Source organism: Rhodococcus sp. NPDC019647 (genome assembly GCF_044389235.1).
GTDB lineage: Bacteria > Actinomycetota > Actinomycetes > Mycobacteriales > Mycobacteriaceae > Rhodococcus_F > Rhodococcus_F oxybenzonivorans.
This window is the reverse complement of record NZ_JBIRXS010000001.1, coordinates 183,775-210,773: the sequence shown is the minus strand read 5'-3', so window position 1 is coordinate 210,773 and position 26,999 is coordinate 183,775. Positions and strand designations below refer to the sequence as shown.

Sequence of the window (26,999 nt, the reverse complement as noted above, 5' to 3'; positions counted from 1 at the left end):
CCGGTCACTCCGACTTCGTACGACGGCCGAGCAACTGGCCGATCGCGTCCTGCACGACGAGACCTTCATGACACACGCGGTGCACGGCGTCGGTGAGCGGCATTTCGACGTCGTAGCTGGATGCGAGCGCCCGAACCGACGAGCAGGATTTCACGCCCTCGGCCACCTGTCCGTGAGTGGCCTCCTGCGCGGTCTCCATGGACCCGCCCTGCCCCAGCCGCTCACCGAAGGACCGGTTCCGCGACAGCGGTGACGAGCACGTGGCTACCAGGTCGCCCACGCCGGCGAGCCCTGCAAGGGTGGTCGGTTTTGCGCCCAAGGCAACACCCAGACGAATGATCTCCGCCAGGCCGCGCGTAATGATGCTCGCAATTGTGTTGTCGCCCAATCCACTTCCGGCTGCCATGCCGCACGCCAGGGCGATCACGTTCTTGCATGCGCCGCCGATCTCGCAGCCGATCACGTCGGAGTTCGTGTACGGACGGAAGTACCCCGTGGCCGACGCCTTCTGCAGCGCGAGCGCGCGCGTCGAGTCGGTGCACGCGATCACTGTCGCCGCCGGTTGTTCGATCGCGATCTCGCGGGCCAGATTGGGTCCCGACAGGACGGCGACACGCCCCGGATCGGCGCCCGTGACCTGGACGATGACCTGACTCATCCGCATCAGAGTGCCGGTTTCGATCCCCTTCGCGAGGCTGAGGAGGGTGGCATCCTCGCCGATCATCGGACTCCACTCCGCCAGATTGCTTCGCAACGACTGGGAGGGAACGGCGAGAACGACGAAGTCGGCACCGTCCAGCGCGGCCGCCGCATCATCGGTGGCAGTCAGCGTCGACGGGAGCGCGACGCCGGGTAGATAGTCGACGTTTTCGTGCCGCCCGGCGATCGATTCGGCGACCTCGGCGCGGCGCGCCCACATGGTGACATCGGTTCCGGCATCGGCCAGGACCTTCGCAAAAGCCGTCCCCCACGAGCCTGCCCCCAGTACAGCAGCCTTGCTCACACAGCCCCCTCATCATCGATTCTCTTCGTATCCCGCTCACAGTAGCGCCGATACCGGGGCACGACACCGCAGCGTCTGGACTGGCAAGATATCGGGCATGAGCACCGCGACTCCACCCGTGATGCCGCGCGCGCACGTACTGGTCGCGGTCAAAGGACTTCACGTGGCCAAAACCCGCCTGTCCGGAGTGTTCGACGTCGCCGACCGCACCGGCCTGGTGCTGTCGATGCTGCGCGACACCCTGACGGTGGTCCGGGACGTCGACTCCGTGGTAGGTGTCACGGTGGTCACGCCCGATGCGGCAGTCGCGCGTCTCGCGCGCAGCGTCGGCGCCCACGTCTATGCCGATCCCACATCGACGCCGGTCGAGGGCGGTGTGAACGAGCAGGGTAGCGAGGGAGACCAGGGCGAGCACGGACTCAATGCGGCGCTGGCGGCCGCGGCCGACCATGTTCGGAAGAATGAGCAGGGTGTGGATGTCGTCGCCCTGCAGGCCGATCTCCCGTCGCTGCGCAGTGACGAATTCGGCGAAGCTCTGGCTGCGGCCAGAACCGGCGGCCGATCGGTGGTCGTCGATCATCACGGAACCGGCACCGCGGCACTGTTCTCGTGCGACCCTTCCGTTCCGCTCGATCCGCAGTTCGGGCCAGGATCGGCGCGGCGACACCTCGAGTCGGGGGCACGCCCGTTGCACGGGCACTGGCCGGGTTTGCGAACCGATGTAGACACGGCCGACGACCTGGATTCCGCTCGCGCACTCGGAGTCGGGCCTGCCACGCGCGCTGCGCTCGACGCGGCAACCCCTATCGCCGCTTCCCCGGGTGGAAAGTCGTAGCCGACGACCAGTGTGAATTTGCCCCATCGATTGTCCGCAGGAGTTTCCTCGAGGGATGATCGTGATGTGAGTAATGGCGAAGCACTCGACCAGCAGACCGACGTCGACGACAAGAACGGATCGCACGACGGCACCCTCGTGGTGAACTCGACGAGCATCCCGATGGCGCCTCCTGCGGCTACGAATGCTCCCGCGAGCGTCCTCACCGAGGGACTGCCCGAAGATCGTTATCTCAATCGGGAACTCAGTTGGCTCGACTTCAATTCGCGTGTTCTCGCGCTTGCCGAGGACACGTCACTGCCGCTCCTCGAGCGTGCCAAGTTCCTCGCAATCTTCGCGTCCAACCTGGACGAGTTCTTCATGGTGCGGGTCGCGGGCTTGAAACGCCGGGACGAGACCGGTCTGTCCGTGCGTTCCGCAGACGGTCTCTCCCCCCGTGAACAGCTCGCGCTGATCGCAAAGCGCACCCAGGAAATTTCCGACAGGCATGCTCGGGTGTTCCTCGACTCCGTGCGTCCGGCGCTTGCCGCGGAAGGGATCTCCATCATCGGGTGGTCCGATCTCACCGACGACGACCGGGTACGCCTGTCGGTGCACTTCCAGGAGCAGGTCTTTCCGGTACTCACTCCCCTCGCTGTGGATCATGCGCACCCGTTCCCCTACATCAGCGGGCTCAGTCTCAACCTCGCGGTGACGGTGAAGGACGCGGCCACCGGCGGCGAACACTTTGCTCGCGTCAAGGTTCCGGACAACGTGGGTCGGTTCGTACGCGTCAACCGCAACGAGACTCCGTCGTCGATCGACGCCTTCCTCCCCATGGAGGACCTCATCTCGGCCCACCTCGACGTGTTGTTCCCCGGTATGGAGATCGTGGAGCACCACGCTTTCCGCATCACGCGCAACGCCGATTTCGAAGTCGAGGAAGATCGCGACGAAGACCTCCTGCAGGCGTTGGAACGGGAACTGGCCCGTCGGCGCTTCGGATCACCGGTGCGTCTCGAAGTAGCCGACGACATGACCGAGCACATGCTCGAATTGCTGCTGCGCGAACTCGACGTCGACCCGGGTGACGTCATTCAGGTACCCGGACTCCTGGACTTGTCGTGCTTGTGGCAGGTGTACGCGGTCGACAGGCCGGCACTCAAGGACCGGCCGTTCGTGCCTGCGACCCATCCGGCTTTCGGCGAGCGGGAGACTCCGAAGAGTGTCTTCTCCACACTTCGCGACGGCGACGTGTTGGTGCACCACCCCTACGACTCCTTCTCCACGAGCGTGCAACGTTTCATCGAGCAGGCGGCGGCCGATCCGCAGGTTCTGGCGATCAAGCAAACCCTGTACCGGACTTCGGGTGATTCGCCGATCGTCAACGCCTTGATCGCCGCCGCCGAGGCGGGCAAACAGGTTGTGGCTCTTGTCGAAATCAAGGCCCGGTTCGACGAGCAGGCCAACATCAAGTGGGCCCGCAAACTCGAACACGCAGGCGTTCACGTGGTGTACGGACTCGTCGGACTCAAGACGCACTGCAAGACCTGCCTCGTCGTCCGGCGTGAAGGTTCGGCGATCCGCCGCTACTGCCACATCGGTACCGGCAACTACAACCCGAAGACGGCCCGGCTCTACGAAGATGTGGGGCTGCTGACAGCCGCTCCCGAGATCGGCGCGGACCTCACCGATCTGTTCAACTCGTTGACGGGCTATTCCCGCAAGACCCACTACCGCAATCTCCTCGTTGCGCCCTACGGAGTCCGCCGGGGAATCATCGAGCGGATCGACGCCGAGGTGGCCCGCAAACTGCAGGGCCACGAAGCCGGAATTCGCATGAAGGCCAACGCGCTGGTCGACGAACAGGTGATCGACGCGCTCTATCGTGCGTCCAAGGCCGGCGTTCCGGTGGACATCGTCGTCCGTGGAATTTGCGCTCTGAAACCGGGAGTTCCGGGAATGAGCGAAAACATCGTGGTTCGCTCCATCCTCGGCCGATTCCTCGAACATTCCCGAATCTTCCATTTCCGCGGCGCCGACGAGTTCTGGATCGGCAGCGCCGACATGATGCACCGCAATCTCGACCGGCGCGTGGAAGTGATGGCGCAGGTGAAAGATCCTCGCCTCACAGCGCAGATGGCGGACATTCTCGACTCTTCCCTCGACCCCACCACTCGGTGCTGGTTGCTGCAGCCGGACGGACGTTGGGCGGCGGCACCGGCGGACGGCGAGGATGTGCGCGAGCACCAGGAGGCCATGATGCGGACGCGGATGGGTGGCGGATCCTGAACGCGACGACGGCGCGGCAGAAGGAAGGAACCCGTTGAGCAGCTCAGGTGACAAACCCGTCAGAGCCAACATCTTCGCCGCCGGTGCGGTGTTATGGCGAAAGTCTCCCGACAATCCCGACGAGACGGAGGTCGCGCTCGTTCACCGGCCGAAATACGAGGATTGGTCTTTCCCGAAGGGCAAGCTCGATCCCGGTGAGACCGCGGTCGTTGCCGCAGTGCGCGAGGTAGAGGAAGAAACGGGCCTCCGAGGACGTCTCGGTCGCCACCTCGGGGCATTGACCTACCCCATCCCCGGACACCGGCGATTGAAGCGCGTCGAATACTGGGCAGCCGAGGCGCGGGAAGGCGCTTTCGAGGCCAATGACGAAGTAGACGAATTGCGCTGGCTTCCCGTCCCCCAGGTCGCCGATCAATTGTCGTATCCGATGGATCGCAAAATTCTGCGCCGATTCAGCGCCTTACCTCCCGACACCGCAACAGTGTTGCTGGTGCGCCATGCGAAGGCAGGGAGTCGGAAACGGTACAAGGGTGACGACGACACCCGACCGCTCGATCCGACCGGCGAATTGCAGGCAGACGCACTCGTCACGCAGCTCCGGGCTTTCGGAGCCACCGAGATTTCTTCTGCAGATCGCACGCGGTGCACCCAGACCATGGAACCGCTGGCGCGCTCGCTGGACACCACGATCCGGGTCGAGCCGCTGCTGTCCGAGGAGAGCTACAAGGCCGATCCCGCCGCCACACGGACCCTGGTGCGCAAAATTGCCGCACGCGGTGGAGTACAGGTGATCTGCAGCCAGGGCGGGGTCATTCCCGATCTGCTCGAGTGGTGGGCGAAGACTGATGGTGTCTCGCTACCGCCGGCGCGCAACCGGAAAGCGAGCACGTGGGTGCTCTCGCTCTCCGGCGGCAAGCTCATCGCAGCCGACCACATCGACAGCCCCCTGCCACTGTCTCGTCAAGACTGACCTGCCCGGAGCATCACCCGGGGCCGTACACACACAGGCGCCGACCACGAGATCGTGGTCGGCGCCTGCTGTCACGCGGAGCGCTGCGTGCGCGCAGCTCTACTTGCTGCGCTTGGCCGGAGCCTTCTTGGCGGCAGTCTTCTTCGCCGTCGTCTTCGCCGGAGCCTTCTTGGCGGCAGTCTTCTTCGCCGTCGTCTTCGCCGGCGCCTTCTTGGCGGCGGTCTTGGTGGCCGTCGCCTTCGCCGGAGCCTTCTTGGCGGCGGTCTTGGTGGCCGTCGTCTTCGCCGGAGCCTTCTTGGCGGCGGTCTTGGTGGCCGTCGTCTTCGCCGGAGCCTTCTTGGCGGCGGTCTTGGTGGCCGTCGCCTTCGCGGGCGCCTTCTTCGCGGCCGTCTTCTTGGCCGCCGACTTCTTCGCCGCTGCCTTCTTCGCCGCAGCCTTCGTGGCGGTTGCCGATGCACCGCGCTTGACCGCGGGACCCGTGGCCGGAAGCTTCTGGCCGCCAGCGATAACCGCCTTGAACTGGGCGCCCGGGCGGAATGCCGGCACCGACGTGGGCTTGACCTTCACGGTCTCACCCGTGCGGGGGTTACGTGCGACACGGGCCGCACGGCGGCGCTGCTCGAAAACGCCGAATCCGGTGATGGTCACACTGTCGCCGCGGTGCACTGCCCGAACAATGGTGTCCACAACATGCTCGACAGCTTCAGTTGCCGTGCGCCTGTCCGAACCCAGCTTCTCGGTCAGAACATCGATGAGCTCTGCCTTATTCATTGAAAATCCTCCGCGAACTAATGGCCCACCATTGGACCGACTACGAACTACGGTAAACCTGAATACCGCAGGAGTCTATGTGCCACGCCAATTCTCATACAACGCGGCACCATTCTCAGGGAATTGTTATCTGGCGGAGAGACTCGGATTCGCTCTGTCAGTCGGTCGAAACATGCTCCGGAAGCGTCGTTGGTTTCCAAGAAGGCCTTGACTTTTCGAACTCAGAAATGGCCTCTACCTGCCGTAATGTCAATCCGATGTCATCCAGACCCTCGATCAGACGCCAACGGGTGTAGTCATCAATCTCAAAGGGCACCACAGTGGTTCCGGCCGTGACCGTCTTGTTTTCGAGATCGACAGTCAATTCGAGACCCGGCTGCTCGTCGAGCAACTTCCAGAGCAGTTCCACGTCCGACTGGGCCACCTGAGCGGCCAGCAGACCGGCCTTGCCGGCGTTCCCACGGAAGATGTCGGCGAACCGCGACGCGATCACGACCCGAAAGCCGTAGTCGGATAGCGCCCACACCGCGTGCTCCCGGGACGACCCCGTGCCGAAGTCGGGACCAGCGACCAGAACGCTGCCCTTGTCGTACGGTGCGACGTTGAGAACGAAGGAGGGGTCGCCCCGCCACGCGGCGAAGAGGCCGTCCTCGAAACCTGTGCGCGTCACTCGCTTCAGATAGACGGCCGGAATGATCTGGTCCGTGTCCACGTTGGATCGCCGCAGCGGAACGCCGATACCTTTGTGTGTGCTAAAGGATTCCATCGAAAAATCTCCTAAATTCCTTGAGTCCTAGGCCAGATCTGCCGGAGCGGACAACGTTCCCCGGACCGCGGTCGCGGCGGCCACGAGCGGCGAGACGAGATGCGTCCGACCTCCCTTGCCTTGACGTCCCTCGAAGTTTCGGTTGGACGTGGAGGCCGAACGTTCCCCCGGCGCCAGCTGATCCGGGTTCATTCCGAGGCACATCGAGCACCCGGCCTGACGCCACTCGGCACCCGCGGCGGTGAAGATCTCGCCGAGTCCTTCCTTTTCCGCCTGCGCGCGAACCCGCATCGAGCCGGGCACAACGAGCATCCGGACGCCTTCCGCAACGTGGCGGCCACGCAAAACCTCGGCAACGGCACGAAGATCCTCGATCCGGCCGTTGGTGCACGAGCCGACGAAGACGGTGTCGATCGCAACCTCACGCAACGGGGTCCCGGCTTCGAGTCCCATGTAGGTCAACGCTTTCTCGGCCGCCTGCCGTTCACTCTCGTCGGCGATATTTGCCGGATCGGGAACGGCCTCACCGAGCGGCAGACCCTGACCGGGGTTGGTGCCCCACGTCACGAACGGCGTCAAAGTGCTCGCGTCGATATGGACCTCGTTGTCGAAAACGGCGCCCTCGTCAGTCTTCAGCTGTTCCCACGCCGCCACTGCGGCGTCCCAGTCGGCACCCTGGGGAGCATGGGGACGACCCTTGATGAATTCGTAGGTGGTCTCGTCGGGTGCGATCATCCCGGCGCGGGCACCCGCCTCGATCGACATGTTGCAGATGGTCATCCGCGCTTCCATGGACAGCTTCCGGATCGCCTCACCGCGATATTCCAGAACGTAGCCCTGACCGCCGCCGGTTCCGATCTGCGCGATGACGGCGAGAATGAGGTCTTTACTCGTGACACCGTCGGGCAATTCGCCGTCGACGGTGACGGCCATCGTCTTGAAGGGCCGCAGCGACAGCGTCTGGGTCGCCATGACGTGCTCGACCTCGCTCGTGCCGATTCCCATGGCGAGTGCGCCGAAGGCACCGTGCGTGGAGGTGTGGCTGTCACCGCACACCACCGTCATGCCCGGCTGTGTCAGACCCAGCTGAGGGCCGACCACGTGCACGATGCCCTGATCGATGTTTCCCATCGGATGAAGACGGACACCGAACTCCTCGCAGTTCCGCCGGAGCGTGTCGACCTGAGTCCGGGAGATGGGGTCTGCGATCGGCTTGTCGATGTCCACGGTGGGAACGTTGTGGTCCTCGGTGGCGATCGTGAGATCCGGCCGGCGCAGGGGCCTGCCGGCGAGCCGCAATCCGTCGAACGCCTGCGGGCTCGTCACTTCGTGAACGAGATGCAGGTCGATGTAGATGAGATCGGGATTGTTCCCCTCACCCCGAACAACGACATGGTCGTCCCACACCTTCTCTGCCAGGGTGCGTGCTTTCTCCGCCATCTTCTCCACCTCTGTGTGTCACTTCGCACAGCGGGCTTCGGGCCGGTCCGCGGTGCGCTTGATGTCGTCAGTCTCATCCCGGGCACGCACTCGACGGAAGCCGTAGGTGCGCTATGATCCCACCATGCGAGAAACTGGTATCGACCTATGAGACAGCATAGCGGCATCGGAGTGCTGGACAAAGCGGTAGGCGTGCTACATGCCGTGGCCGAGAAGCCCTGCAGCCTCACCGAACTGTGCTCGCGCACCGGACTACCCCGCGCCACCGCACACCGGCTGGCCGTAGGTCTCGAAGTGCACCGCCTCCTCACCCGGGACACCGACGGACTCTGGTGCCCCGGCCCCGGCCTGGCCGAACTCGCTGCCACAGCCAATGATCCGCTCGTATCGGCAGCAGCGCTCGTGCTTCCGCGGCTGCGCGAGATCACCGGGGAGAGCGTGCAGTTGTACCGCCGGGAAGGCACCCAGCGCATCTGTGTGGCGGCCATGGAACCGCCGACCGGCCTGCGCGACACCGTCCTCGTCGGTGCCCGGCTTCCGATGAGCGCGGGCTCCGGCGCCAAGGTACTACTCGCGTGGGCGGATCCCCAGACTCAGCGCGCCGTTCTTCCCGACGCCGCGTTCGGCGAACGCGTCCTCCTGGAAGTCCGTCGGCGAGGCTGGGCGCAGAGCGCCGCCGAACGCGAACCGGGCGTCGCCAGCGTCGCCGCGCCCGTTCGCGACGGGAACGGATCTGTCATCGCCGCCATTTCGGTGTCGGGGCCCATCGACAGAATGGGTAGACGGCCCGGTGCCCGGTGGGCGGCTGATCTCCTCGCCGCTGCGGAAGCGTTGCACAAGCGACTGTGAATATGCTCGGTCTCATCCGTACCGCGACAGGAGAGACTTGATGGGCAGCAATCAGCGAGCACAGATCACGATGACGGATTCGGAGATCACCGAATTCGTCGACCACAGCAGGGTCGCGACTCTCGCAACGGTGGGTGCGGACGGCCGCCCGCACCTCGTGGCCATGTGGTACGCCGTGATCGACGGCGAGATCTGGTTCGAGACCAAGGCGAAGTCGCAGAAGGCCGTCAACCTGCGCCGAGACGACCGTGTCACGATCCTCATCGAGGACGGTGACACCTACGACACCCTGCGGGGTGTGTCGATCGACGGACGGGCCGAGGTCGTCGACGATCCGGACGCGCTGTTTGCCGTCGGCGTCAGCGTCTGGGAGCGGTACACGGGGCCCTACTCCGACGAACTCCGGCCCGCGGTCGACCAGATGATGCACAAGCGGGTCGCTGTTCGGGTTGTTCCCGATCGTGTTCGGAGCTGGGACCACGCAAAGCTCGGTCTCCCGGCCATGCCTGTCGCCGGGACCACCGCCGCCTACCTGACACAGCCCGCTCGCCGACAGTGACGCGCGACGGCTGATTCTTCTGCCACTGCCGCGCCCCCCGGGAAAAATGAGGGGCATTCTCCATTTCACCGGCGTAACTTCACACAGTGAACCATCTACCGAGGGAGTTCGCCGTGGCCGAAGCGAGTAACGAAGAAATGCGAAAGAAATTCCGTGAGGCACTCGAACGGAAGAATCATCAGGCCGGAATGTCCACTCAGCACAAGGACGGCAATTCCAAAGTGCATCACGTGCACGGCCCGGCCGATCACAAACGCGAATTCCGCCGCAAGAGTGGATAAGCGAGCACACTGACAGAAAAGAGAAACACCCTCCACCGAAGTGGAGGGTGTTTCTTGTGTAGCCCCGACGGGATTCGAACCCGCGCTACCGCCTTGAGAGGGCGGCGTCCTAGGCCGCTAGACGACGGGGCCAAGAACTTGATATTGCACTCACTGGTATTGCACGAACCTGGTGTTGCTCTGGAAGCTCAGCAAGCATAACTTGCTGAAGTTCGGTAACAAAATCGGCCGAACTTCCGCTGGGGTACCAGGACTCGAACCTAGAATGGCGGTACCAGAAACCGCTGTGTTGCCAATTACACCATACCCCAATGGCCTGTTCGGACCGCTGAGCCGGAGGGCTCCGCGGGCCGCTCGGGCCGAAGAAGAGATTACCAGCCTAGTGGCAGGATTTACCAAATCGCCTGGTCAAGGGCAGTTTCTCTCATCCTTCGGCCGTCGGCCACTCTCACTCGGCGATACTCGCGCGAGCTGATCGCAACCGGGACAGTGACACGTCGCGCCCGAGCAGTTCCATCGACTCGTAGAGGGGCGGGCTGATGTGCGAGCCGGTGATGCCGACTCGGACGGGGGCGAACGCCTTCCGCGGCTTGAGACCCAGTCCGTCGACGAGCGACGCCTTCAGGGCCTCCTCCAGCGCCGCTGCATTCCACACCGCGACGGCTTCCAACGAAGCCAGGGCGGCGTCGAGGACGGGCGCGGCATCGGCACCCAGGTTTTTGGCTGCGGCGGCGGGATCGATGGTGAAATCGTCCTCGTCCACGAACAAGAATTTCAGCAGTCCCCAGGCGTCGGACAGCACCACGATCCGCGTTTGGACGAGTTCTGCTGCCGTCGCGAACACCGCCTCGTCGACCGTCTCCCCCAGATGTCCGTGCACGGTGAGGAAGGCGCGCAACCGCGCCGCGAAGTCGGCGGGCTCGAGGAGCCGGATGTGCTCGGCGTTGATGGCGTCGGCCTTCTTCTGGTCGAAGCGCGCGGGATTGGAGTTGACCTTCGTGATGTCGAAGGCTGCGACCATCTCGTCCAGCGAGAACACGTCGTGATCGTCGGAAATGCCCCAGCCGAGGAGGGCGAGGTAGTTCAGCAGACCCTCGGGCACGAAGCCGCGGTCGCGGTGAATGAACAGATTCGACTCGGGATCCCGCTTGGACAGCTTCTTGTTGCCCTGACCCATGACGAACGGGAGGTGGCCGAATTGCGGCGTGAAATCCGCCACACCGATGCGCTGCATAGCCTCGTAGAGGGCCAGCTGCCGGGGCGTCGACGAGAGGAGATCCTCGCCGCGCAGCACGTGGGTGATCTTCATCAGGGCGTCGTCGACCGGATTGACCAGGGTATACAGAGGAATGCCGTTTCCACGGGTGAGCGCGAAGTCGGGCACCGTACCGGCCTTGAACGTGGTGTCACCACGGACGAGGTCGACCCAGCCGAGGTCGTGCTCGGGCATACGCAACCGGACGACGGGCTTGCGCCCCTCGTCCAGATAGGCCTGGCGCTGCTCCGGGGTGAGATCTCGGTCGAAGTTGTCATACCCCAGCTTGGGATCGCGGCCGGCGGCCTTGTGCCGCTCCTCGACCTCTTCCGGCGTGGAGAACGACTCGTAGGCTTCACCCGCCGCCAGAAGCTTCCCGACCACGTCCAGATGGAGTTCGCGTCGCTGGGACTGCCGGTAGGGCTCGTAGGGCCCACCGATCTCCGGGCCCTCGTCCCAATCCAAGCCGAGCCAGCGCAGCGCATCCAGGATCGCCTGGTACGACTCCTCACTGTCACGGGCAGCATCGGTGTCCTCGATACGGAACACGAACGACCCGCCGTTGTGGCGGGCGAAGGCCCAGTTGAACAGGGCGGTACGGACGAGCCCCACGTGCGGGGTTCCGGTGGGCGACGGGCAGAAACGGACGCGAACTTCGCTTGTGGTCATGGCTCACTTGGGTCGGCGCTGGGAAATCGGACCTCTACAGGCTAGTCCGCCCCCCAGGTCGACACGAGAGCCGTCAGCGCTTTGCGGTCACGGGGTTGGTGAGTGTCCCGATACCACCGATGGTCACACTGACACTCTGACCCTCGACGATCGGCCCGACGCCTTCCGGCGTGCCCGTGAGGATGACGTCGCCCGGGAGGAGAGTCATGACCGCGGACACCCATTCGATGATCTTCGGAATGTCATGGAGCAGAAGCGAAGTGTTGCTGCTCTGCTTAACCTCTCCGTCCACCTCGGTCGTGATGTCGACGTCCGACGCATCGAGATGCGTTTCGATCCAGGGCCCGAGGGGGCAGAAGGTGTCGTGGCTCTTCGCTCGAGTCCACTGAACGTCCTGGCGCTGATGATCACGCGCCGACACGTCGTTGGCGGCCGTGTAGCCGAGAACGACGTCGAGGGCCTTGGCCGCGGGGACGTCCTTGCACGGCCGGCCGATCACCACGGCCAACTCCCCCTCGTAATGAACCTCGTTCGAGGATTTCGGCAGGACGATCGCCGCGTCCGGGCCCACGATCGACGTATTGGGCTTGAGGAAGATCACCGGGTCCGCAGGCGCTTCCCCACCCATCTCCGCGGCGTGGGCGGCATAGTTCTTGCCGACACAGATCACTTTGCTGGCGAGTATGGGGGCGAGCAGGCGAACGTCGTCCAGTGGCCAGCTCCGACCGGTGAAAGTAGGAGTGCCAAAAGGGTGCTCGGCGATTTCCCGGGCAGTCAGGGAACCGTCCTCCCCCTCGATACTCACAAACGCAACACCATCGGGACTTGCCACTCGACCAAGACGCATGCCCGAGAGTCTATCGCCCGGCGGCGGGCGGCCTCCCGCATTCCCACCGGGGAGGGTATAGACTCCGACCGTTCGCCAATATATGGGACCTTCATCCTAGATACTGAGATTGACATGACTACAACGAACGTCGAGGCCACCGCCGTCGGATCGGCGCGCAAGTGGTGGATGCTCGCACTCGGGATGTTTGCGCAGGCGGCGCAGGCTGTCTTCGTCAATGGCGTGGCCTTCCTCATCCCGGAACTACAGGCGAGCCACGGCCTGAGTCTGGCCCGCACCGGACTTCTCGTCGCCGCGCCCACCGTCGGCGTGATGCTGACGTTGATTGCGTGGGGCGCGCTGGCCGACCGGTACGGCGAACGCACCGTGCTCGCCATCGGAATGGCGGTGACCGCGGCCGCCGGACTCGGAGCCGCCTCGTCCGGATCACTCTCCGCCACGGGCGTGTTCCTCGTCCTCGGCGGTATGGCCGCAGCCTCCGCGAACGCGGCGAGTGGACGAGTCGTGGTCGGCTGGTTCCCACCCGAACGCCGGGGTCTCGCCATGGGAATCAGGCAGATGTCCCTCCCCCTCGGGATCGCGTGTGCTGCGCTCACCATGCCCTCCCTCGCACACGAACACGGGATCGGCTGGGCCCTGGCCTTGCCGACCGCCCTGTGCGCGGCCGCAGCACTCGCCTGCGCAATCGGAGTCGTCGACCCGCCACGACCGAGTCGCACGTCGGCCGCGGGTCTCGAGATGCTGGCTAATCCGTACCGGAACAGCAGTACCCTGTGGCGAATTCACGCCGTATCGGTTCTACTCGTCGTCCCGCAATACACGGTATGGACCTACGCCCTCGTCTGGCTCATCTCCGAAAGGCATTGGGAGGCAACCGCTGCAGGCCTACTGGTGACGGTCGCTCAGGTTCTCGGCGCACTCGGACGGATGGCGGTCGGCGTCTGGTCGGACGCCGTCGGTAGCCGATTGAGGCCACTTCGCTGGGTGGCCGCCGCCGGTGGCCTGTCGATGGCGGCGCTGGCCCTGTCGGATTCGGCCCCGTCCCTACTGGCGATACCGGCGCTCGTCGCCGCTTCCGTTGCCACCGTGGCTCCCAACGGCCTCGCGTTCACGGCCGTCGCCGAGATCGCCGGTCCGTTCTGGGGCGGACGCGCACTCGGAGTCCAGAACACGGGACAATTCGTCGCTGCGTCACTGGTCCCGCCCACCTTCGGGGCGCTGATCGGAATACTCGGCTTCCCACTGACCTTCGCTATCGCGGCGGCCTTTCCGGTGATTTCCATACCGATGATCCCCCTGGCCGGGTCCGCAGACCCGGCCAGGGGGACCGGAAAAGATTAGAGACCAACCGCGTTTCTAGAGCGCTGCGGCAATCCGGTCGCCCACCTCTGCGGTCACGACCGCAGCGTCACCCCGCGAAGCCAGATCCGCTTCGACAGCGGTCTCGATACGGACGGCATCCTCGTCACGCCCGAGGTGGCGCAGCAGCAGGGCCGCAGACAAGATGGCCGCCGTGGGATCGGCGATGCCACGGCCGGCGATGTCCGGGGCACTACCGTGAACCGGTTCGAACATCGAGGGATTGGTGCCGGACGCATCGATGTTGCCCGACGCCGCCAGACCGATACCCCCGGTCACCGCACCCGCGAGATCGGTGATGATGTCACCGAACAGGTTGTCGGTGACGATGACATCGAAGCGCGACGGATCGGTCACCATGTAAATGGTGGCCGCGTCGATGTGGCAGTACGCCGTCTCGACGTCCGGGTACTCGGCCGAGACAGTCTCGACCGCACGGGTCCAGATTGCACCGGCATTCGAGAGCACGTTCGTCTTGTGGATCAGGGTGACGTGTTTGCGTCGAGTCTGCGCGAGCTCGAAGGCATAGCGCACCACTCGCTCCGCGCCGAACCACGTATTGACCGACACCTCGGTGGCAATCTCGTGGGGAGTACCGACTCGGATTGCGCCACCGTTACCCGTGTACGGACCCTCGGTCCCCTCGCGCACGACCACGAAGTCGATGTCCGGTTGCGCCGCGAGCGGCGACTTCGTTCCCGGATAGAGCTGGGAGGGACGGAGATTCACGTGGTGGTCGAGCGCGAACCGCATGGTGAGCAGGAGTCCTCGCTCGAGGATGCCCGGTGTCACGGACGGGTCGCCGATAGCACCCAGCAGGATCGCGTCGTGGGTGCGGATCGCCGCCAGATCAGCGTCCGGCAGGAGTTCACCGGTGGCGTTGTATCGACGGGCGCCGAGGTCGTACTCGGTGGTTTCCAGGTCGGGTACGAGCTTCCGCAGCACCTTCAGCGCCTCGGCAGTGACCTCGACACCGATTCCGTCACCGGGAATGACCGCAAGCTTCATGAACGCCTCACTTCATCAGAGAACTGTGCGCGTGTTCCGGCACGCGGTGCCGGAACACGCGCACGAAAGGATTTCAGGCCAGGTCGACGAGTTCGATCTTGGTGGCGCCCACCGCGGTGGAGATCGCGTCACGCACGTCGGCAGGAACCTCCCGGTCGACCCGCAGGAGAATGGTGGCACCCTCACCCTCGGCGTCCTGGCTGAGCTGTGCGGCCTGGATATCGATGCCGGCGTTGCCCAGCTGGGTGCCGATCTTGCCGAGCGCACCCGGCTGATCGGTGTAGTTGATCACCAGGTTCAGGCCTTCGGCGCGCAGTTCGAAGTTGCGTCCGTTGATGTTGACGATCTTCTCGACCTGCTGAGGACCGGTCAGGGTACCCGACACGCTGATGACGCTGCCGTCACCGAAGACGCCGCGAAGGTCGACGACGCTACGGTGGTTGGGGCTCTCGGCGGCCTTGGTGACCTCGGCCGTCACGCCACGCTCTTCCGCGAGGGCAGGCGCGTTGACGAACGTCACGGCGTCCTCGATCACCGCCGAGAACACGCCACGCAGAGCCGACAGTGCCAGCACCTCGACGTCCTCGGAGGCGAGCTCGCCGCGCACATCGACGGACAGATTGACGGGGACCTCGCCCGACAGCGCCCCGAGGAGCACACCCTGCTTGCGAACGATTTCGAGCCACGGGGCGACTTCCTCACCCACCGCGCCACCGGACACGTTGACGGCGTCGGGAACGAAATCGCCTGCAAGAGCCAGCAATACGGACTTCGCGACATCGGTGCCGGCGCGGTCCTGAGCCTCACTCGTGGAGGCGCCGAGGTGCGGCGTCACGACGACCTCGGGAAGGTCGAACAACGGGCTGTCCGTGCAGGGCTCGGTCTCGAACACGTCGAGGCCCGCAGCACGCACGTGACCCGACTTGATGGCCTGGGCCAGCGCCGCCTCGTCGATCAGGCCACCGCGGGCGGCGTTGACGATGACGACACCCTTCTTGGTCTTGGCCAGGTTCTCCGTACCGATCAGGCCCTTGGTCTCCGGAGTCTTGGGAAGGTGGACCGAGATCAGATCGGCGCGCTGCAGCAACTCGTCGAGCGAAACCAGCTCGATGCCCAACTGGGCGGCACGGGCCGCGGACACATAGGGGTCGTAGGCGATGACGTGCGTCTCGAACGCCGCAAGACGCTGAGCGAAGAGCTGACCGATCCGGCCGAGCCCGACGACGCCGACGGTCTTGCCGAAGATTTCGACACCGTTGAACTTGCTGCGCTTCCACTCACGGTCACGCAGGGTGGAATCGGCTGCGGGGATCTGGCGGGCCGCGGCGAGCATCAGCGCGACAGCGTGCTCGGCTGCGGTGTGAATGTTGGACGTCGGCGCGTTGACCACCATGACACCGCGCTCGGTGGCGGCCGGGACGTCGACGTTGTCGAGCCCGACACCGGCGCGGGCGACGATCTTGAGCTTGGTACCGGCGGCGAGCACCTCGGCGTCGACGGTGGTGGCAGAGCGGACGAGGATCGCGTCGGCCTCGGGCACCGCCGCGAGCAGGGCCGGGCGATCAGGTCCATCGACCCAACGCACCTCCACACCGTCGCCCAATGCCTCGACGGTGGACGGCGCGAGCTTGTCGGCGATCAGAACAACAGGACGGCCTGGCTGGCTCACGTGCAAACTCCCTGATTAGGTGGGTGTGGAGGTGTTTTGACCACACACAGCTTAGTCCGCCCTCACCGGGAATCCGCATCCCGGTAGGCAATACCACATAGTGGACGCCCGCGACAGCGCAAATGGTCCGATACGACGCCGGCCCAACGCCACACCCGGGTGCTCTGTCGAGACCGAGGTGACATTGGGCCGGCGTCGTGCGCGCAACGGTAAAGCGATGAAACCTAAGCGGTTTCGGTGATCGGCCGGTCGACCCAGCTCATCAGGTCGCGCAGCTTCTTGCCGGTGACCTCGATGGGGTGCTCGGCGTTGGCCTTGCGCAGACCCTCGAGCTCGGTGTTGCCGTTCTCGACATTCGCGACGAGGCGGCGGGTGAACTCACCGGACTGGATGTCGGCGAGGATCGCCTTCATGCGCTCCTTGGTGCCGGCGTCGATGACGCGCGGGCCGGAGAGGTAGCCGCCGAACTCCGCGGTGTCGGACACCGAGTAGTTCATGCGGGCGATGCCGCCCTCGTACATGAGGTCGACGATGAGCTTGAGCTCGTGCAGCACCTCGAAGTACGCCATCTCGGGCGCGTAGCCGGCCTCGACCATGACCTCGAAACCGGTCTTGACCAGTTCCTCGGTGCCGCCGCAGAGCACTGCCTGCTCGCCGAAGAGGTCGGTCTCGGTCTCTTCCTTGAACGTGGTCTTGATGACGCCGGCGCGGGTGCCGCCGATGGCTTTGGCGTAGGACAGCGCGAGCGCCTGGCCCTCACCCTTGGGGTCCTGGTCGATCGCGATGAGCGCGGGAACACCCTTGCCGTCGACGAACTGACGGCGAACCAGGTGGCCGGGTCCCTTCGGGGCGACCATGCCGACCGTGACGAACTCCGGGGCCTTGATCAGGTCGAAGTGAATGTTGAGGCCGTGTCCGAAGAACAGCGCGTCGCCGTCCTTCAGGTTGGGCTCGATGTCGTTCGTGAAGATCGACGCCTGAGCGGTGTCGGGTGCGAGCACCATGATCACGTCTGCCCACTCGGACACCTCTGCCGGCGTGCCGACCGTCAGGCCCTGCTCCTCAGCCTTGGCGCGCGACTTCGAGCCTTCCTTCAGACCGATGCGGACATCGACGCCCGAATCGCGCAGGCTCAGCGAGTGCGCGTGGCCCTGGCTTCCGTATCCGATCACAGCGACCTTACGGCCCTGGATGATCGACAGATCGGCATCGTCGTCGTAGAACATCTCGACTGCCACAGTTCAACCTCTTTCTTGGAATTTGCGTATCTAAAGTACTAGCGAGTGGCCGTGATGGACTTCGGCCCCCGTCCCACGGCCACGACCCCGGACTGCACGATCTCCCGGATGCCGTACGGATCGAGCATCCGCAACAATGCATCCAGCTTGGATCGCGTTCCTGTCGCCTCGATCGTGACCGACTCCGGGGAGACGTCGATCACCTTGGCGCGGAACAGATTCACTGTCTCGATCACCTGAGTGCGCACGCTGGCGTCGGCACGCACCTTGATGAGCAGCAACTCGCGGGCGACGGAGGCGTCACCGTCCTGCTCGACGATCTTGATGACGTTGATCAGCTTGTTGAGCTGCTTCGTCACCTGCTCGAGCGGGAACTCGTCGACGGTAACGACGATGGTCATACGCGAGATCTCGGGGATCTCGGTGCCGCCGACGGCGAGCGACTCGATGTTGAATCCACGACGGGAGAACAGCGCGGCCACCCTGGCCAGCACGCCCGGCTTGTCCTCGACGAGAACACTGAGGGTGTGGCTGGTGCTCACTGATCTTCCTTCCCGGCCGCTGTGGCCGCGCCCGAACGCTGTTCGCGTTCCATGGCCTCGTGAATGACTGCGGGCTCCGCCGCGGCCTCGTCGTCGTCGAACAGCGGCCGGATGCCCCGAGCCGCCATGATCTCGTCGTTGCTGGTGCCCGCTGCGACCATCGGCCACACCTGGGCGTCGGCGCCGACGATGAAGTCGATCACCACCGGCCGGTCGTTGATGGACTGCGCCTCACGGATCGCCGCCTCGACGTCCTCCTCGCGCTCGACCCGGATTCCGTGACACCCCAACGCTTCTGCGAGCTTGACGAAGTCGGGGATGCGGATCGCACCGTGCGTACCGAGGTTGGTGTTGGAGTAGCGCTCGTCATAGAAGAGCGTTTGCCACTGGCGAACCATGCCGAGGTTGCCGTTGTTGATGAGCGCAACCTTGATCGGGATGCCCTCGAGCGCGCACGTCGCAAGTTCCTGATTGGTCATCTGGAAGCAGCCGTCGCCGTCGATGGCCCACACCTCGGTGTCCGGCTTGCCCATCTTCGCGCCCATGGCGGCAGGCACGGCGTAGCCCATCGTGCCGAGGCCACCGGAGTTGAGCCACGTACGGGGCTTCTCGTAGTTGACGAACTGCGCAGCCCACATCTGGTGCTGTCCGACTCCGGCGCAGTAGATCGCGTCGGGACCGGCGAGCTTGCCGACCGCCTGGATGACGAACTCGGGCGACAACGCGCCGTCCGAGGGGCGGTCGTAGCTCAGCGGGTACGTCCGCCGGATCCCGTCGAGATACGCCCACCACTCGGTGAGGTCGAGAGTCGTCCCGGTCGCCCGGTCCGCCTTGATGGCCTCGATCAGCTCGACGATGACCTCTTTGCAGTCGCCGACGATCGGAACGTCCGCGTACCGGTTCTTCCCGATCTCGGCCGGGTCGATGTCGGCGTGGATGACCTTGGCGTCGGGTGCGAACGAGTCGAGCTGACCGGTGACGCGGTCGTCGAACCGCGCGCCCAGGGTGATCAGCAGATCACTGCGCTGCAAGGCGGCCACGGCCGCGACCGTGCCGTGCATGCCGGGCATGCCGCAGTTCAGGGTATGACTGTCCGGGAACGCACCGCGCGCCATGAGGGTGGTGACCACCGGGATACCGGTCAGCTCGGCGAGCTCGAGCAGTTCGGGTGAGGACTCCGACTTGATCACACCGCCACCGACATACAGCACCGGCTGCTTGGAGTCCGCGATCAGGCGCGCTGCCTCACGGACCTGCTTGCCGTGCGGCTTGGTGACGGGACGGTAGCCAGGCAACCGCATCTCCGGCGGCCACGAGAACGTCGTCTGCGCCTGCAGGACGTCCTTCGGGATGTCGACGAGTACCGCACCCGGGCGCCCACTCGACGCGAGATAGAAGGCTTCCGCGATAATCCGCGGGATGTCGACGCCGTCGGTGATGAGGAAGTTGTGCTTGGTGATCGGCATCGTGATGCCCGAGATGTCGGCTTCCTGGAAGGCGTCGGTGCCGATCAGGCTGCGGCCCACCTGGCCGGTGATCGCCACGACCGGAACAGAGTCCATCTGAGCGTCCGCCAGTGGCGTGACCAGGTTGGTGGCACCCGGGCCGGACGTCGCCATGCAGACACCGACCTTGCCGGTCGCCTGGGCGTACCCGGTAGCGGCATGGCCTGCACCCTGCTCATGACGAACGAGGACGTGCCGGACCTTCTTCGAGTCGAAGAGAGGGTCGTAGACAGGCAGAACCGCACCACCCGGAATACCGAATACCGTGTCGACCTCGAGCTCCTCGAGGGCTCGGACCACGGACTGGGCGCCGCTGACCCGCTCGGGGGCGAGTTGGCGGCGGCTACCGGTCTGCGTCGCGGCGGCCGCGGTCGTAGGGCTGGCAGCCCCCGACTTGCGCGGCGTGGGTTGAGGCCGTGCGGTTGGTGCGCTCACTGGGAAATCCTCTGATTCTGGCTCCGGGCAACAAAAAACCCCCGTCAGCGAATGCTGTACGAGGGTGGCGCGTCGTTTCTGGCGAGTTGAAGAAATCGACTCAGGCGACGACGCGCCGGCCGATTACGAGCAACTCATTCTGTTTCACGCGCTCGACGGTAGGCGCGCTAATGGTGAACAGTCAACTTGGTGAGTCGGCCGTCCCAGAATGTGAGATACGTCGGCTGCGGTGCGAAGATGTAGAGGTGTCAACTCCGCAGCAGCCCGTGCCACCAGAGTCATCATCCCACACGACCGACATTCCCAAGCAGGTCATCCGAATTTCGCCACTCGCCTATATCGGATGCGCCTTCCTGCTCTTCGCCGTCTCGTTCCCCATCTTCGGCTGGCCGGCCGCCTTCGGGTGGCTCCTCGTGGCCCCGATCCTCGCCGCGGCGTGGGTCGCCCGGGTTCGGACCACCGTCACACCCGAGGGACTTCATGTGCGAAGACTGGTCGGCGGGCGGATCCTCTCGTGGTCGGAGATCACCGGATTCCGCTTCCCGAAACGCGGCTGGGCGCGCGCCACGCTGACCGACGGCGGCGAGGTGGCTCTCCCTGTCGTCACCTTCGATCGTCTTCCCCAGCTCTCCGCGGCGAGCGGTGGGCGGATCCCCGACCCCTACGCGGCGGCCGCAGCGGACGCGGAGCAGGCGCCCGACCCGGCCTCCGACAGTGAAGACCCGGACAAGAACCAGCCGCGCACTGACGGCGGATAACGCGCGAGTAGCGTTGATCAGTACTTCCGTACGCTGACTAAGGAATACGCTCATGCCCCCGCTGAGGTCCCGAACCACCACCGCAGGACGAAATGCCGCCGGCGCCCGCGCGCTGTGGCGTGCCACCGGAATGACCGACTCCGACTTCGGTAAGCCGATCGTCGCGATTGCGAACTCCTACACCCAGTTCGTCCCCGGGCACGTCCATCTCAAGAACGTGGGCGACATCGTCGCCGACGCCGTGCGCGCTGCCGGTGGGGTACCTCGCGAGTTCCACACGATCGCCGTCGACGACGGAATCGCCATGGGACACGGCGGCATGCTCTACTCCCTCCCCAGCAGGGAAATCATCGCCGACTCCGTCGAGTACATGGTCAACGCCCACACCGCCGATGCACTCGTGTGCATCTCCAACTGCGACAAGATCACTCCGGGCATGCTCAATGCCGCACTGCGGCTGAACGTTCCCACGGTCTTCGTCTCGGGTGGGCCCATGGAAGCCGGCAAGGCGGTGGTCGTGAACGGTGTGGCCCAGGCGCCGACCGACCTCATCACCGCCATCTCGGCGAGCGCCAGCGACGAGGTCGACGACGAAGGGCTCGCCGAGGTCGAGCGCAGTGCCTGCCCGACCTGTGGGTCCTGTTCGGGCATGTTCACCGCCAACTCGATGAACTGCCTCACGGAGGCACTCGGACTCGCGTTGCCCGGCAACGGTTCCACACTGGCAACCCACGAGGCCCGGCGCGCGCTCTTCACCCGCGCGGGCACCACCGTCGTCGAAGCAGCCCTGCGCTATTACCAGGACGACGACGAGTCGGTCCTCCCGCGCAACATCGCGACGCCCGCCGCGTTCCGCAATGCGATGGCACTCGATGTCGCGATGGGCGGTTCCACCAACACGGTGCTGCACACCCTCGCTGCTGCCCAGGAGGGCGAGGTATACGACTTCGATCTCGACAAGATCGACGAAATCAGCCGCAAGGTGCCGTGCCTGTCCAAGGTCTCACCCAACTCGGACTATCACATGGAAGACGTGCACCGAGCGGGTGGAATCCCCGCGATCCTCGGCGAACTCCGCCGGGCAGGGCTGCTCGAAAGCGACGTCTCGACCGTGCACACCAAGAGCTTCGACGAGTGGCTCGACACGTGGGACATCCGCTCGGGCAAGGCTTCCGACGAGGCCGTCGAACTCTTCCATGCCGCACCCGGTGGTGTCCGCACCACCGAGCCGTTCTCGACGAACAACCGCTGGTCGTCACTCGACACGGACGCCGCGAACGGCTGCATCCGCGACTTCGAGCACAAGCACACGGTCGAGGGCGGTCTGGCCGTGCTCCGCGGCAACATCGCCGTCGACGGCGCGGTCATCAAGACGGCGGGAATCGACGAAGACCTGTTCCACTTCCAGGGGCCCGCGCGCGTCGTGGAGTCGCAGGAAGAGGCGGTGTCGGTGATCCTCGGTAAGAAGATTCAGCCCGGTGAGGTCCTCGTCGTGCGCTACGAGGGTCCCGCAGGCGGGCCGGGCATGCAGGAAATGCTGCACCCCACGGCATTCCTCAAGGGTTCCGGCCTCGGGAAGAAGTGCGCGCTGATCACCGACGGCCGATTCTCCGGTGGTTCCTCCGGACTGTCCATCGGCCACATCTCCCCCGAGGCCGCCAGCGGCGGCGCCATCGGCCTCGTGGAGGACGGCGATCAGATCCTCATCGACATCGCGACCCGCACGCTGAAGCTCCTCGTCGACGACGAGGTGCTTGCCGAGCGCCGGGCGAAGATGGAGTCCTCCGAACGTCCGTGGCAGCCGTTGAACCGCGAACGCACGGTCACTACCGCACTGCGCGCCTACGCGGCGTTGGCGACCTCCGCCGACAAGGGAGCGGTGCGCCAGGTCCCCTGACCGACGATCCATTCGGGTGCACGATGCCGGGCACCGCTGCGGAGCTTCCTTCGCCGCGGTGCCCGGTTTCTTTCTGCCTCAGCGGGGGCCGATCCGCCGTGACGTGACCGCAATCACGGGGTAGTCAACTCGCTCAGAGCCCGAGCCGCTCGCATGACCTCTACTGATCACTCTGATCAGTTACCGGCCCGCTCCTTGCACATGGCGCTCAGTAGTGGTTCCCTCAGTTGGCCGATGAGACCTACATCACATCGGCGCACAGCCACCATCCTCCGGCCCACGAGGCCACCGGGAACACAACCTAGGAGCGACACATGCCAGGAGTCGGCATATGGCGAACGAAATCCGTCGAGCAATCGATCGCGGACACCGACGAGCCTGACACTCGGCTGCGGAGGGAATTGACCGCCAAGGATCTCACCGTCTTCGGCGTGGCTGTCGTGATCGGTGCCGGCATCTTCACGCTCACGGCCCGCACCGCAGGCAACGTCGCCGGGCCGTCCATCTCGCTCGCGTTCGTACTCGCCGCCATCGCGTGCGGGCTCGCCGCGCTGTGTTACGCCGAGTTCGCGTCCACCGTTCCGGTGGCCGGAAGCGCATACACCTTCTCGTACGCCACCTTCGGCGAATTCGTCGCCTGGATCATCGGCTGGGACCTCATCCTCGAATTCGCGCTCGCGTCGGCCGTGGTGGGCAAAGGCTGGTCGCTGTATCTGGGCAATGCGCTCGGCTTCAGCGGCGCCACCACAGCGCATCTCGGGCCGATCGACTTCGACTGGGGTGCGCTGATCATCGTCGGCGCCATCACCGCCGTGCTCGCCATCGGCACCAAGGTCTCCTCCCGCGTCTCTGCGATCATCACGGCCATCAAGATCGCCGTCGTTCTTCTCGTCATCGCAGTGGGCGTCTTCTACATCAAGAAGGAGAACTACGCGCCCTACATCCCGCCCGCCGAGGGTGCGTCGAGTACTGCGCAGGGCGTGCACCAGACCCTGTTCTCCTTCCTCACCGGCGCCGACGGCAGCAGTTACGGCTGGTACGGCCTGCTCGCCGCGGCGAGCCTCGTGTTCTTCGCCTTCATCGGGTTCGATGTCGTCGCCACCACCGCCGAGGAAACCAAGAACCCGCAGAAGGCTCTGCCCCGCGGCATCCTGGGCTCCCTCGCCATCGTCACCGTCCTCTACGTCGCCGTCACCCTCGTCCTCACCGGCATGGTCAAGTACACCGATCTGAAGACCGGGAGTCCGCTGGTCGGTGACAGCAGTGCCACTCTCGCCACCGCTTTCGAGGCACACGGCATCACCTGGGCGCAGACGGCCATCAACTTCGGCGGCCTCGCCGGCCTAACCACCGTGGTCATGGTCATGATGCTCGGACAGACCCGAGTGCTCTTCGCGATGTCTCGGGACGGACTGATGCCGCGCGGGCTCGCCAAGACGGGCACCAAGGGGACGCCAGTTCGGATCACCCTGATCGTCGGGGCGGTCGTGGCTTTCCTCGCCGCGTTCTTCCCCATGGGCACGCTGGAAGAGATGGTGAACATCGGCACGCTGTTCGCATTCGTGCTGGTCTGCATCGGTGTGATCATTCTTCGCCGCACGCGGCCCGACCTGCCGCGCGGTTTCCGAGTCCCGCTCGTTCCGCTGGTTCCGATCCTCGCCGTCGCCGCCTGCGGATGGTTGATGCTCAATCTCTCGGTGGAGACGTGGATCCGGTTCGTCGGGTGGATGGCACTCGGTGTGCTGATCTACTTCGCCTACGGCCGGCGCAAGTCCGTCCTGGGCCGGCGTCTCGCCGCCGAGGCGGAGCCGCCGGAAGAGGAGAAGCTCCCCGAGTTCGCCCAGAACTGATTCGCACAGAACTGACCTGAGAGACACGACTCCGCCGCACCTCCCTGAGGGAGGTGCGGCGGAGTCGTCTGCGAAGTCAGATGAGCGGGTTGGCCCCGTTGAGGAAGATCCAGGTGCAGACGCCGGCAGCGACACCCAGAATCAGCGCGACGAACGAACCGATGAACGGCCGGGTCGCCCAACCCCGCCGCCCGTCGAGAGAGATACGACCGGGACCGGTGAGAATGATGACCCCGGCGCACACACCGAGCAGGGTCTCGTACTCGGTTCCCGCAGGCGCGAAGTATTCGAGGCCCGGTTCCGCCGTCTGGCGGAACGCCCACGCGTTGATCATTACCGCGAGAACCGAAGCAGCGGCCAGTGGCGTCACCAGTCCGAGGATCAGCAGCGCCCCACCGGCGACCTCACCGACAGCACCCAGGATTGCAAGGAGCTTCGCCTGCTGGAATCCGGAGTTCGCCAGCATCTCCTCGAACCCGTCGAGACCCGGGCCGTTCCATATCCCTGTCAACTTCTGCAGTCCGTGCACCAGAGCCGTACCGCCCACTGCCAGGCGCAGTGCGAGCAACCCGAGGTCCAGGGTTCCGCGACCGATTTTCACGTCACCGTCATCCGCCGTCCCGACCGCGGTCGTACCGGGCGATGCGGCCGCTGCGGCGGAAGTGCCGCCGAGACCCTCCGTCGGCTGATCCGATCCGAACGACCCCGAGTCCCGGTAGGTCGGGATCTGCTCGGTCGGCAGACCCGCGCCCCGCGCGTCACCGAAATCCAGTTCGTCGTCGGTGTGCGGAAGCGTGCGACCCCCGGAACCCGGCGCCGGCGTGGCCGTCGGAAAACGCTCCGTCGGAGAGTCGTACGGGCTGGAGACCTTGCCGTAGTCCGGTGAGGCGCCGTGGTCCGAGGCACCGGGGTCCGGCGACTCGCTGGGATCTTTCCGCATGTCAGTCACACCGTCCAGGGTAGGTCGGCGCGGGGAACATCGCCGGGAAGCAGGTGCGGCGTGGCGGTGACGCCGCACCCTTCCGTAACGTTTCACTCATGATGGTGGGTGGGCTGAGCCGCAGGGCGACCGGCAGATCGACATGGATGGTGTCTGTGCTGTGCGTCACCGCGTTGCTCGCGGCAGGCTGTGCGAAGTTCGACGATTCGGCGTCCTCACCGTTCAGCCCCGAACCTTCCGAGGCGTCGGGTGCCGAGGTAGAGCCCGAGAGTCCGCCTCCGTCCACCACCACACCCCCACCGCCCAGCGGGCCGCTCGGACCGTGCCAGGATCCGGACCCCAGTGTCATCGCCACCTGTCTCGACACCACGGGCGGGCTCGTCGTCCTTCCCGACGCAGCCACCGCGCTGGTCGCAGAACGACGCACCGGACGCATCCTCGAGGTCGCACAGGGCCGCCAGCCCAGAGAGATTGCGCACATCGACGTCGACGCCAGTTCCGACGGTGGACTCCTCGATATCGCCCTGTCACCGAGCTTCGTCGAGGACAACTTGATCTACGCCTACATCTCGACTCCCACCGACAACCGGGTGGTGCGCGTCGCACCGGGCGATACGGCCAAGGAAGTGCTCGGCGGGATTCCGCGGGGAAATGTCGGCAATGCCGGTTCACTCGAATTCTCCGGCGACGAACTCATGGTGCTCACCGGAAACGCCGGCAACCCGGCCGCCGCGTCCGATCCCGCCTCACTCGCCGGCAAGCTGTTGAAAGTCACCGCACTGTCACCCGCCCCGACCCCCGCACAGCCCCGCCCGCAGGTCGTCCTGTCCGGCATCGGGACCGCCGGTGGGGTGTGCGTCGACCCCGGTGTGGCGGTCTGGGTCACCGACCGCACACCCCTCGAGGATCGCCTGCAGCGCGTAAGCGCCGACGGTGCCGTGTCCTCCCCGGTGTGGACGTGGCCGGAGCGCCCCGGAGTGGGCGGCTGCGTGGCCGCGCAGGATGTCGTCGCGGTGTCGTTGAGCACGGCCAAAGCAATGTCCGCGCTCGCCGCCGACCCGAGCACCGGAGCGGTCACCACTGCCCCGGGCGTCATCGTCCAGGACCGGTACGGCCAGCTCGGTGGGGCCGCCCTCGGACCGGACGGGCTGATCTGGGTCAGCACGGTGAACAAGACAGCCGGTCAGCCCGGCCCCAACGACGACCGTGTGATCAAGATGCCGTTGCCCTCAGGCGGCGGCGGGTTCGACTGATCGGCTCCGCTCCGCCCCGCGTGCACGCC

Annotated in this window: 23 protein-coding genes and 2 tRNA genes; 11 read left to right on the top strand and 14 right to left on the bottom strand. The window is 65.4% G+C overall.

Annotated elements, in window-relative coordinates:
* Positions 1-4: 4 nt before the first annotated feature.
* On the bottom strand, positions 5-1,003 hold the full coding sequence (locus tag ACH49N_RS01045) for an NAD(P)H-dependent glycerol-3-phosphate dehydrogenase (protein ID WP_109331013.1): 999 nt from the start codon (positions 1,001-1,003) through the stop codon (positions 5-7).
* Between the two features lie 118 nt (positions 1,004-1,121).
* Between ACH49N_RS01045 and cofC the strand changes: the two genes are divergently transcribed.
* From cofC to ACH49N_RS01030, 3 genes are all read left to right on the top strand, one after another.
* Positions 1,122-1,838: a 2-phospho-L-lactate guanylyltransferase gene (cofC, locus tag ACH49N_RS01040; RefSeq protein WP_358270761.1), complete on the top strand. Its 717-nt coding sequence runs from the start codon at positions 1,122-1,124 to the stop codon at positions 1,836-1,838.
* Positions 1,839-1,904: 66 nt separating this feature from the next.
* Positions 1,905-4,109: an RNA degradosome polyphosphate kinase gene (locus ACH49N_RS01035; RefSeq protein WP_159926098.1), complete on the top strand. Its 2,205-nt coding sequence runs from the start codon at positions 1,905-1,907 to the stop codon at positions 4,107-4,109.
* A 34-nt stretch (positions 4,110-4,143) separates the two neighbouring features.
* The gene (locus ACH49N_RS01030) at positions 4,144-5,079 is read left to right on the top strand and encodes a bifunctional NUDIX hydrolase/histidine phosphatase family protein (protein WP_159926097.1); all 936 of its coding nucleotides are present in this window, start codon (positions 4,144-4,146) and stop codon (positions 5,077-5,079) included.
* A gap of 99 nt (positions 5,080-5,178) precedes the next feature.
* Here the strand turns inward: ACH49N_RS01030 and ACH49N_RS01025 are convergent, their stop codons facing one another.
* The 3 genes from ACH49N_RS01025 to leuC form a co-directional block, all read right to left on the bottom strand.
* Positions 5,179-5,850, bottom strand: coding sequence for an HU family DNA-binding protein (locus tag ACH49N_RS01025; RefSeq protein WP_358270537.1), 672 nt, complete (start codon positions 5,848-5,850; stop codon positions 5,179-5,181).
* 157 nt (positions 5,851-6,007) lie between these two features.
* The gene (gene leuD, locus ACH49N_RS01020) at positions 6,008-6,616 is read right to left on the bottom strand and encodes a 3-isopropylmalate dehydratase small subunit (protein ID WP_358270539.1); all 609 of its coding nucleotides are present in this window, start codon (positions 6,614-6,616) and stop codon (positions 6,008-6,010) included.
* A gap of 27 nt (positions 6,617-6,643) precedes the next feature.
* Positions 6,644-8,065: a 3-isopropylmalate dehydratase large subunit gene (leuC, locus tag ACH49N_RS01015; protein WP_109331023.1), complete on the bottom strand. Its 1,422-nt coding sequence runs from the start codon at positions 8,063-8,065 to the stop codon at positions 6,644-6,646.
* A gap of 138 nt (positions 8,066-8,203) precedes the next feature.
* On the opposite strand from leuC, the gene ACH49N_RS01010 reads away from it, so the two are divergent.
* From ACH49N_RS01010 to ACH49N_RS01000, 3 genes are all read left to right on the top strand, one after another.
* Positions 8,204-8,905 carry an IclR family transcriptional regulator gene (locus ACH49N_RS01010; RefSeq protein WP_109331025.1) on the top strand — a complete coding sequence of 234 codons (702 nt, stop codon included), beginning with the start codon at positions 8,204-8,206 and terminating at the stop codon, positions 8,903-8,905.
* Positions 8,906-8,945: 40 nt separating this feature from the next.
* A complete protein-coding gene (locus ACH49N_RS01005; RefSeq protein WP_358270542.1) occupies positions 8,946-9,464 on the top strand; it encodes a PPOX class F420-dependent oxidoreductase in 519 nt (172 codons plus the stop codon).
* A gap of 113 nt (positions 9,465-9,577) precedes the next feature.
* Complete coding sequence (locus tag ACH49N_RS01000; protein ID WP_159926095.1) at positions 9,578-9,745, top strand: DUF5302 domain-containing protein; 168 nt, start codon at positions 9,578-9,580, stop codon at positions 9,743-9,745.
* Positions 9,746-9,804: 59 nt separating this feature from the next.
* Here ACH49N_RS01000 and ACH49N_RS00995 read toward each other — a convergent pair.
* From ACH49N_RS00995 to ACH49N_RS00980, 4 genes are all read right to left on the bottom strand, one after another.
* Positions 9,805-9,877 (bottom strand) — tRNA-Glu (locus ACH49N_RS00995).
* 107 nt (positions 9,878-9,984) lie between these two features.
* Positions 9,985-10,056, bottom strand: a tRNA-Gln gene (locus ACH49N_RS00990).
* 137 nt (positions 10,057-10,193) lie between these two features.
* A complete protein-coding gene (gene gltX, locus ACH49N_RS00985) occupies positions 10,194-11,669 on the bottom strand; it encodes a glutamate--tRNA ligase (protein WP_159926094.1) in 1,476 nt (491 codons plus the stop codon).
* A 73-nt stretch (positions 11,670-11,742) separates the two neighbouring features.
* Complete coding sequence (locus tag ACH49N_RS00980) at positions 11,743-12,516, bottom strand: fumarylacetoacetate hydrolase family protein (protein ID WP_358270545.1); 774 nt, start codon at positions 12,514-12,516, stop codon at positions 11,743-11,745.
* Positions 12,517-12,630: 114 nt separating this feature from the next.
* Here ACH49N_RS00980 and ACH49N_RS00975 point away from each other — a divergent pair, with 114 nt between their 5' ends.
* Positions 12,631-13,857, top strand: a complete 1,227-nt coding sequence (locus ACH49N_RS00975) for an MFS transporter (RefSeq protein ID WP_358270547.1) — start codon at positions 12,631-12,633, stop codon at positions 13,855-13,857.
* A gap of 15 nt (positions 13,858-13,872) precedes the next feature.
* On the opposite strand, the gene ACH49N_RS00970 is transcribed toward ACH49N_RS00975, so the two are convergent.
* The 5 genes from ACH49N_RS00970 to ACH49N_RS00950 form a co-directional block, all read right to left on the bottom strand.
* Entirely contained in the window at positions 13,873-14,883 is a 1,011-nt protein-coding gene (locus ACH49N_RS00970) for a 3-isopropylmalate dehydrogenase (RefSeq protein ID WP_159926092.1), read from the bottom strand.
* Positions 14,884-14,956: 73 nt separating this feature from the next.
* A complete protein-coding gene (gene serA, locus ACH49N_RS00965) occupies positions 14,957-16,552 on the bottom strand; it encodes a phosphoglycerate dehydrogenase (protein ID WP_159926091.1) in 1,596 nt (531 codons plus the stop codon).
* A 224-nt stretch (positions 16,553-16,776) separates the two neighbouring features.
* Positions 16,777-17,778: a ketol-acid reductoisomerase gene (ilvC, locus tag ACH49N_RS00960; protein ID WP_172652251.1), complete on the bottom strand. Its 1,002-nt coding sequence runs from the start codon at positions 17,776-17,778 to the stop codon at positions 16,777-16,779.
* A gap of 50 nt (positions 17,779-17,828) precedes the next feature.
* Complete coding sequence (gene ilvN, locus ACH49N_RS00955; RefSeq protein WP_109331036.1) at positions 17,829-18,332, bottom strand: acetolactate synthase small subunit; 504 nt, start codon at positions 18,330-18,332, stop codon at positions 17,829-17,831.
* Complete coding sequence (locus ACH49N_RS00950; protein ID WP_109331038.1) at positions 18,329-20,272, bottom strand: acetolactate synthase large subunit; 1,944 nt, start codon at positions 20,270-20,272, stop codon at positions 18,329-18,331. Before ACH49N_RS00950 ends, ilvN begins: the two co-directional genes overlap by 4 nt.
* A gap of 266 nt (positions 20,273-20,538) precedes the next feature.
* Here ACH49N_RS00950 and ACH49N_RS00945 point away from each other — a divergent pair, with 266 nt between their 5' ends.
* The 3 genes from ACH49N_RS00945 (at position 20,539) to ACH49N_RS00935 (ending at position 24,777) form a co-directional block, all read left to right on the top strand.
* Positions 20,539-21,030: a PH domain-containing protein gene (locus tag ACH49N_RS00945; protein WP_358270763.1), complete on the top strand. Its 492-nt coding sequence runs from the start codon at positions 20,539-20,541 to the stop codon at positions 21,028-21,030.
* Positions 21,031-21,082: 52 nt separating this feature from the next.
* A complete protein-coding gene (gene ilvD, locus ACH49N_RS00940; RefSeq protein WP_358270550.1) occupies positions 21,083-22,927 on the top strand; it encodes a dihydroxy-acid dehydratase in 1,845 nt (614 codons plus the stop codon).
* A 314-nt stretch (positions 22,928-23,241) separates the two neighbouring features.
* Entirely contained in the window at positions 23,242-24,777 is a 1,536-nt protein-coding gene (locus ACH49N_RS00935) for an amino acid permease (protein ID WP_109331044.1), read from the top strand.
* Positions 24,778-24,853: 76 nt separating this feature from the next.
* On the opposite strand, the gene ACH49N_RS00930 is transcribed toward ACH49N_RS00935, so the two are convergent.
* Entirely contained in the window at positions 24,854-25,717 is an 864-nt protein-coding gene (locus ACH49N_RS00930) for a DoxX family protein (RefSeq protein ID WP_358270765.1), read from the bottom strand.
* Between the two features lie 98 nt (positions 25,718-25,815).
* Here ACH49N_RS00930 and ACH49N_RS00925 point away from each other — a divergent pair, with 98 nt between their 5' ends.
* Positions 25,816-26,970 (top strand): sorbosone dehydrogenase family protein, encoded by a 1,155-nt coding sequence (locus tag ACH49N_RS00925; protein WP_213571632.1) that lies wholly within the window; start codon positions 25,816-25,818, stop codon positions 26,968-26,970.
* The last annotated feature ends 29 nt before the right edge of the window (positions 26,971-26,999 follow it).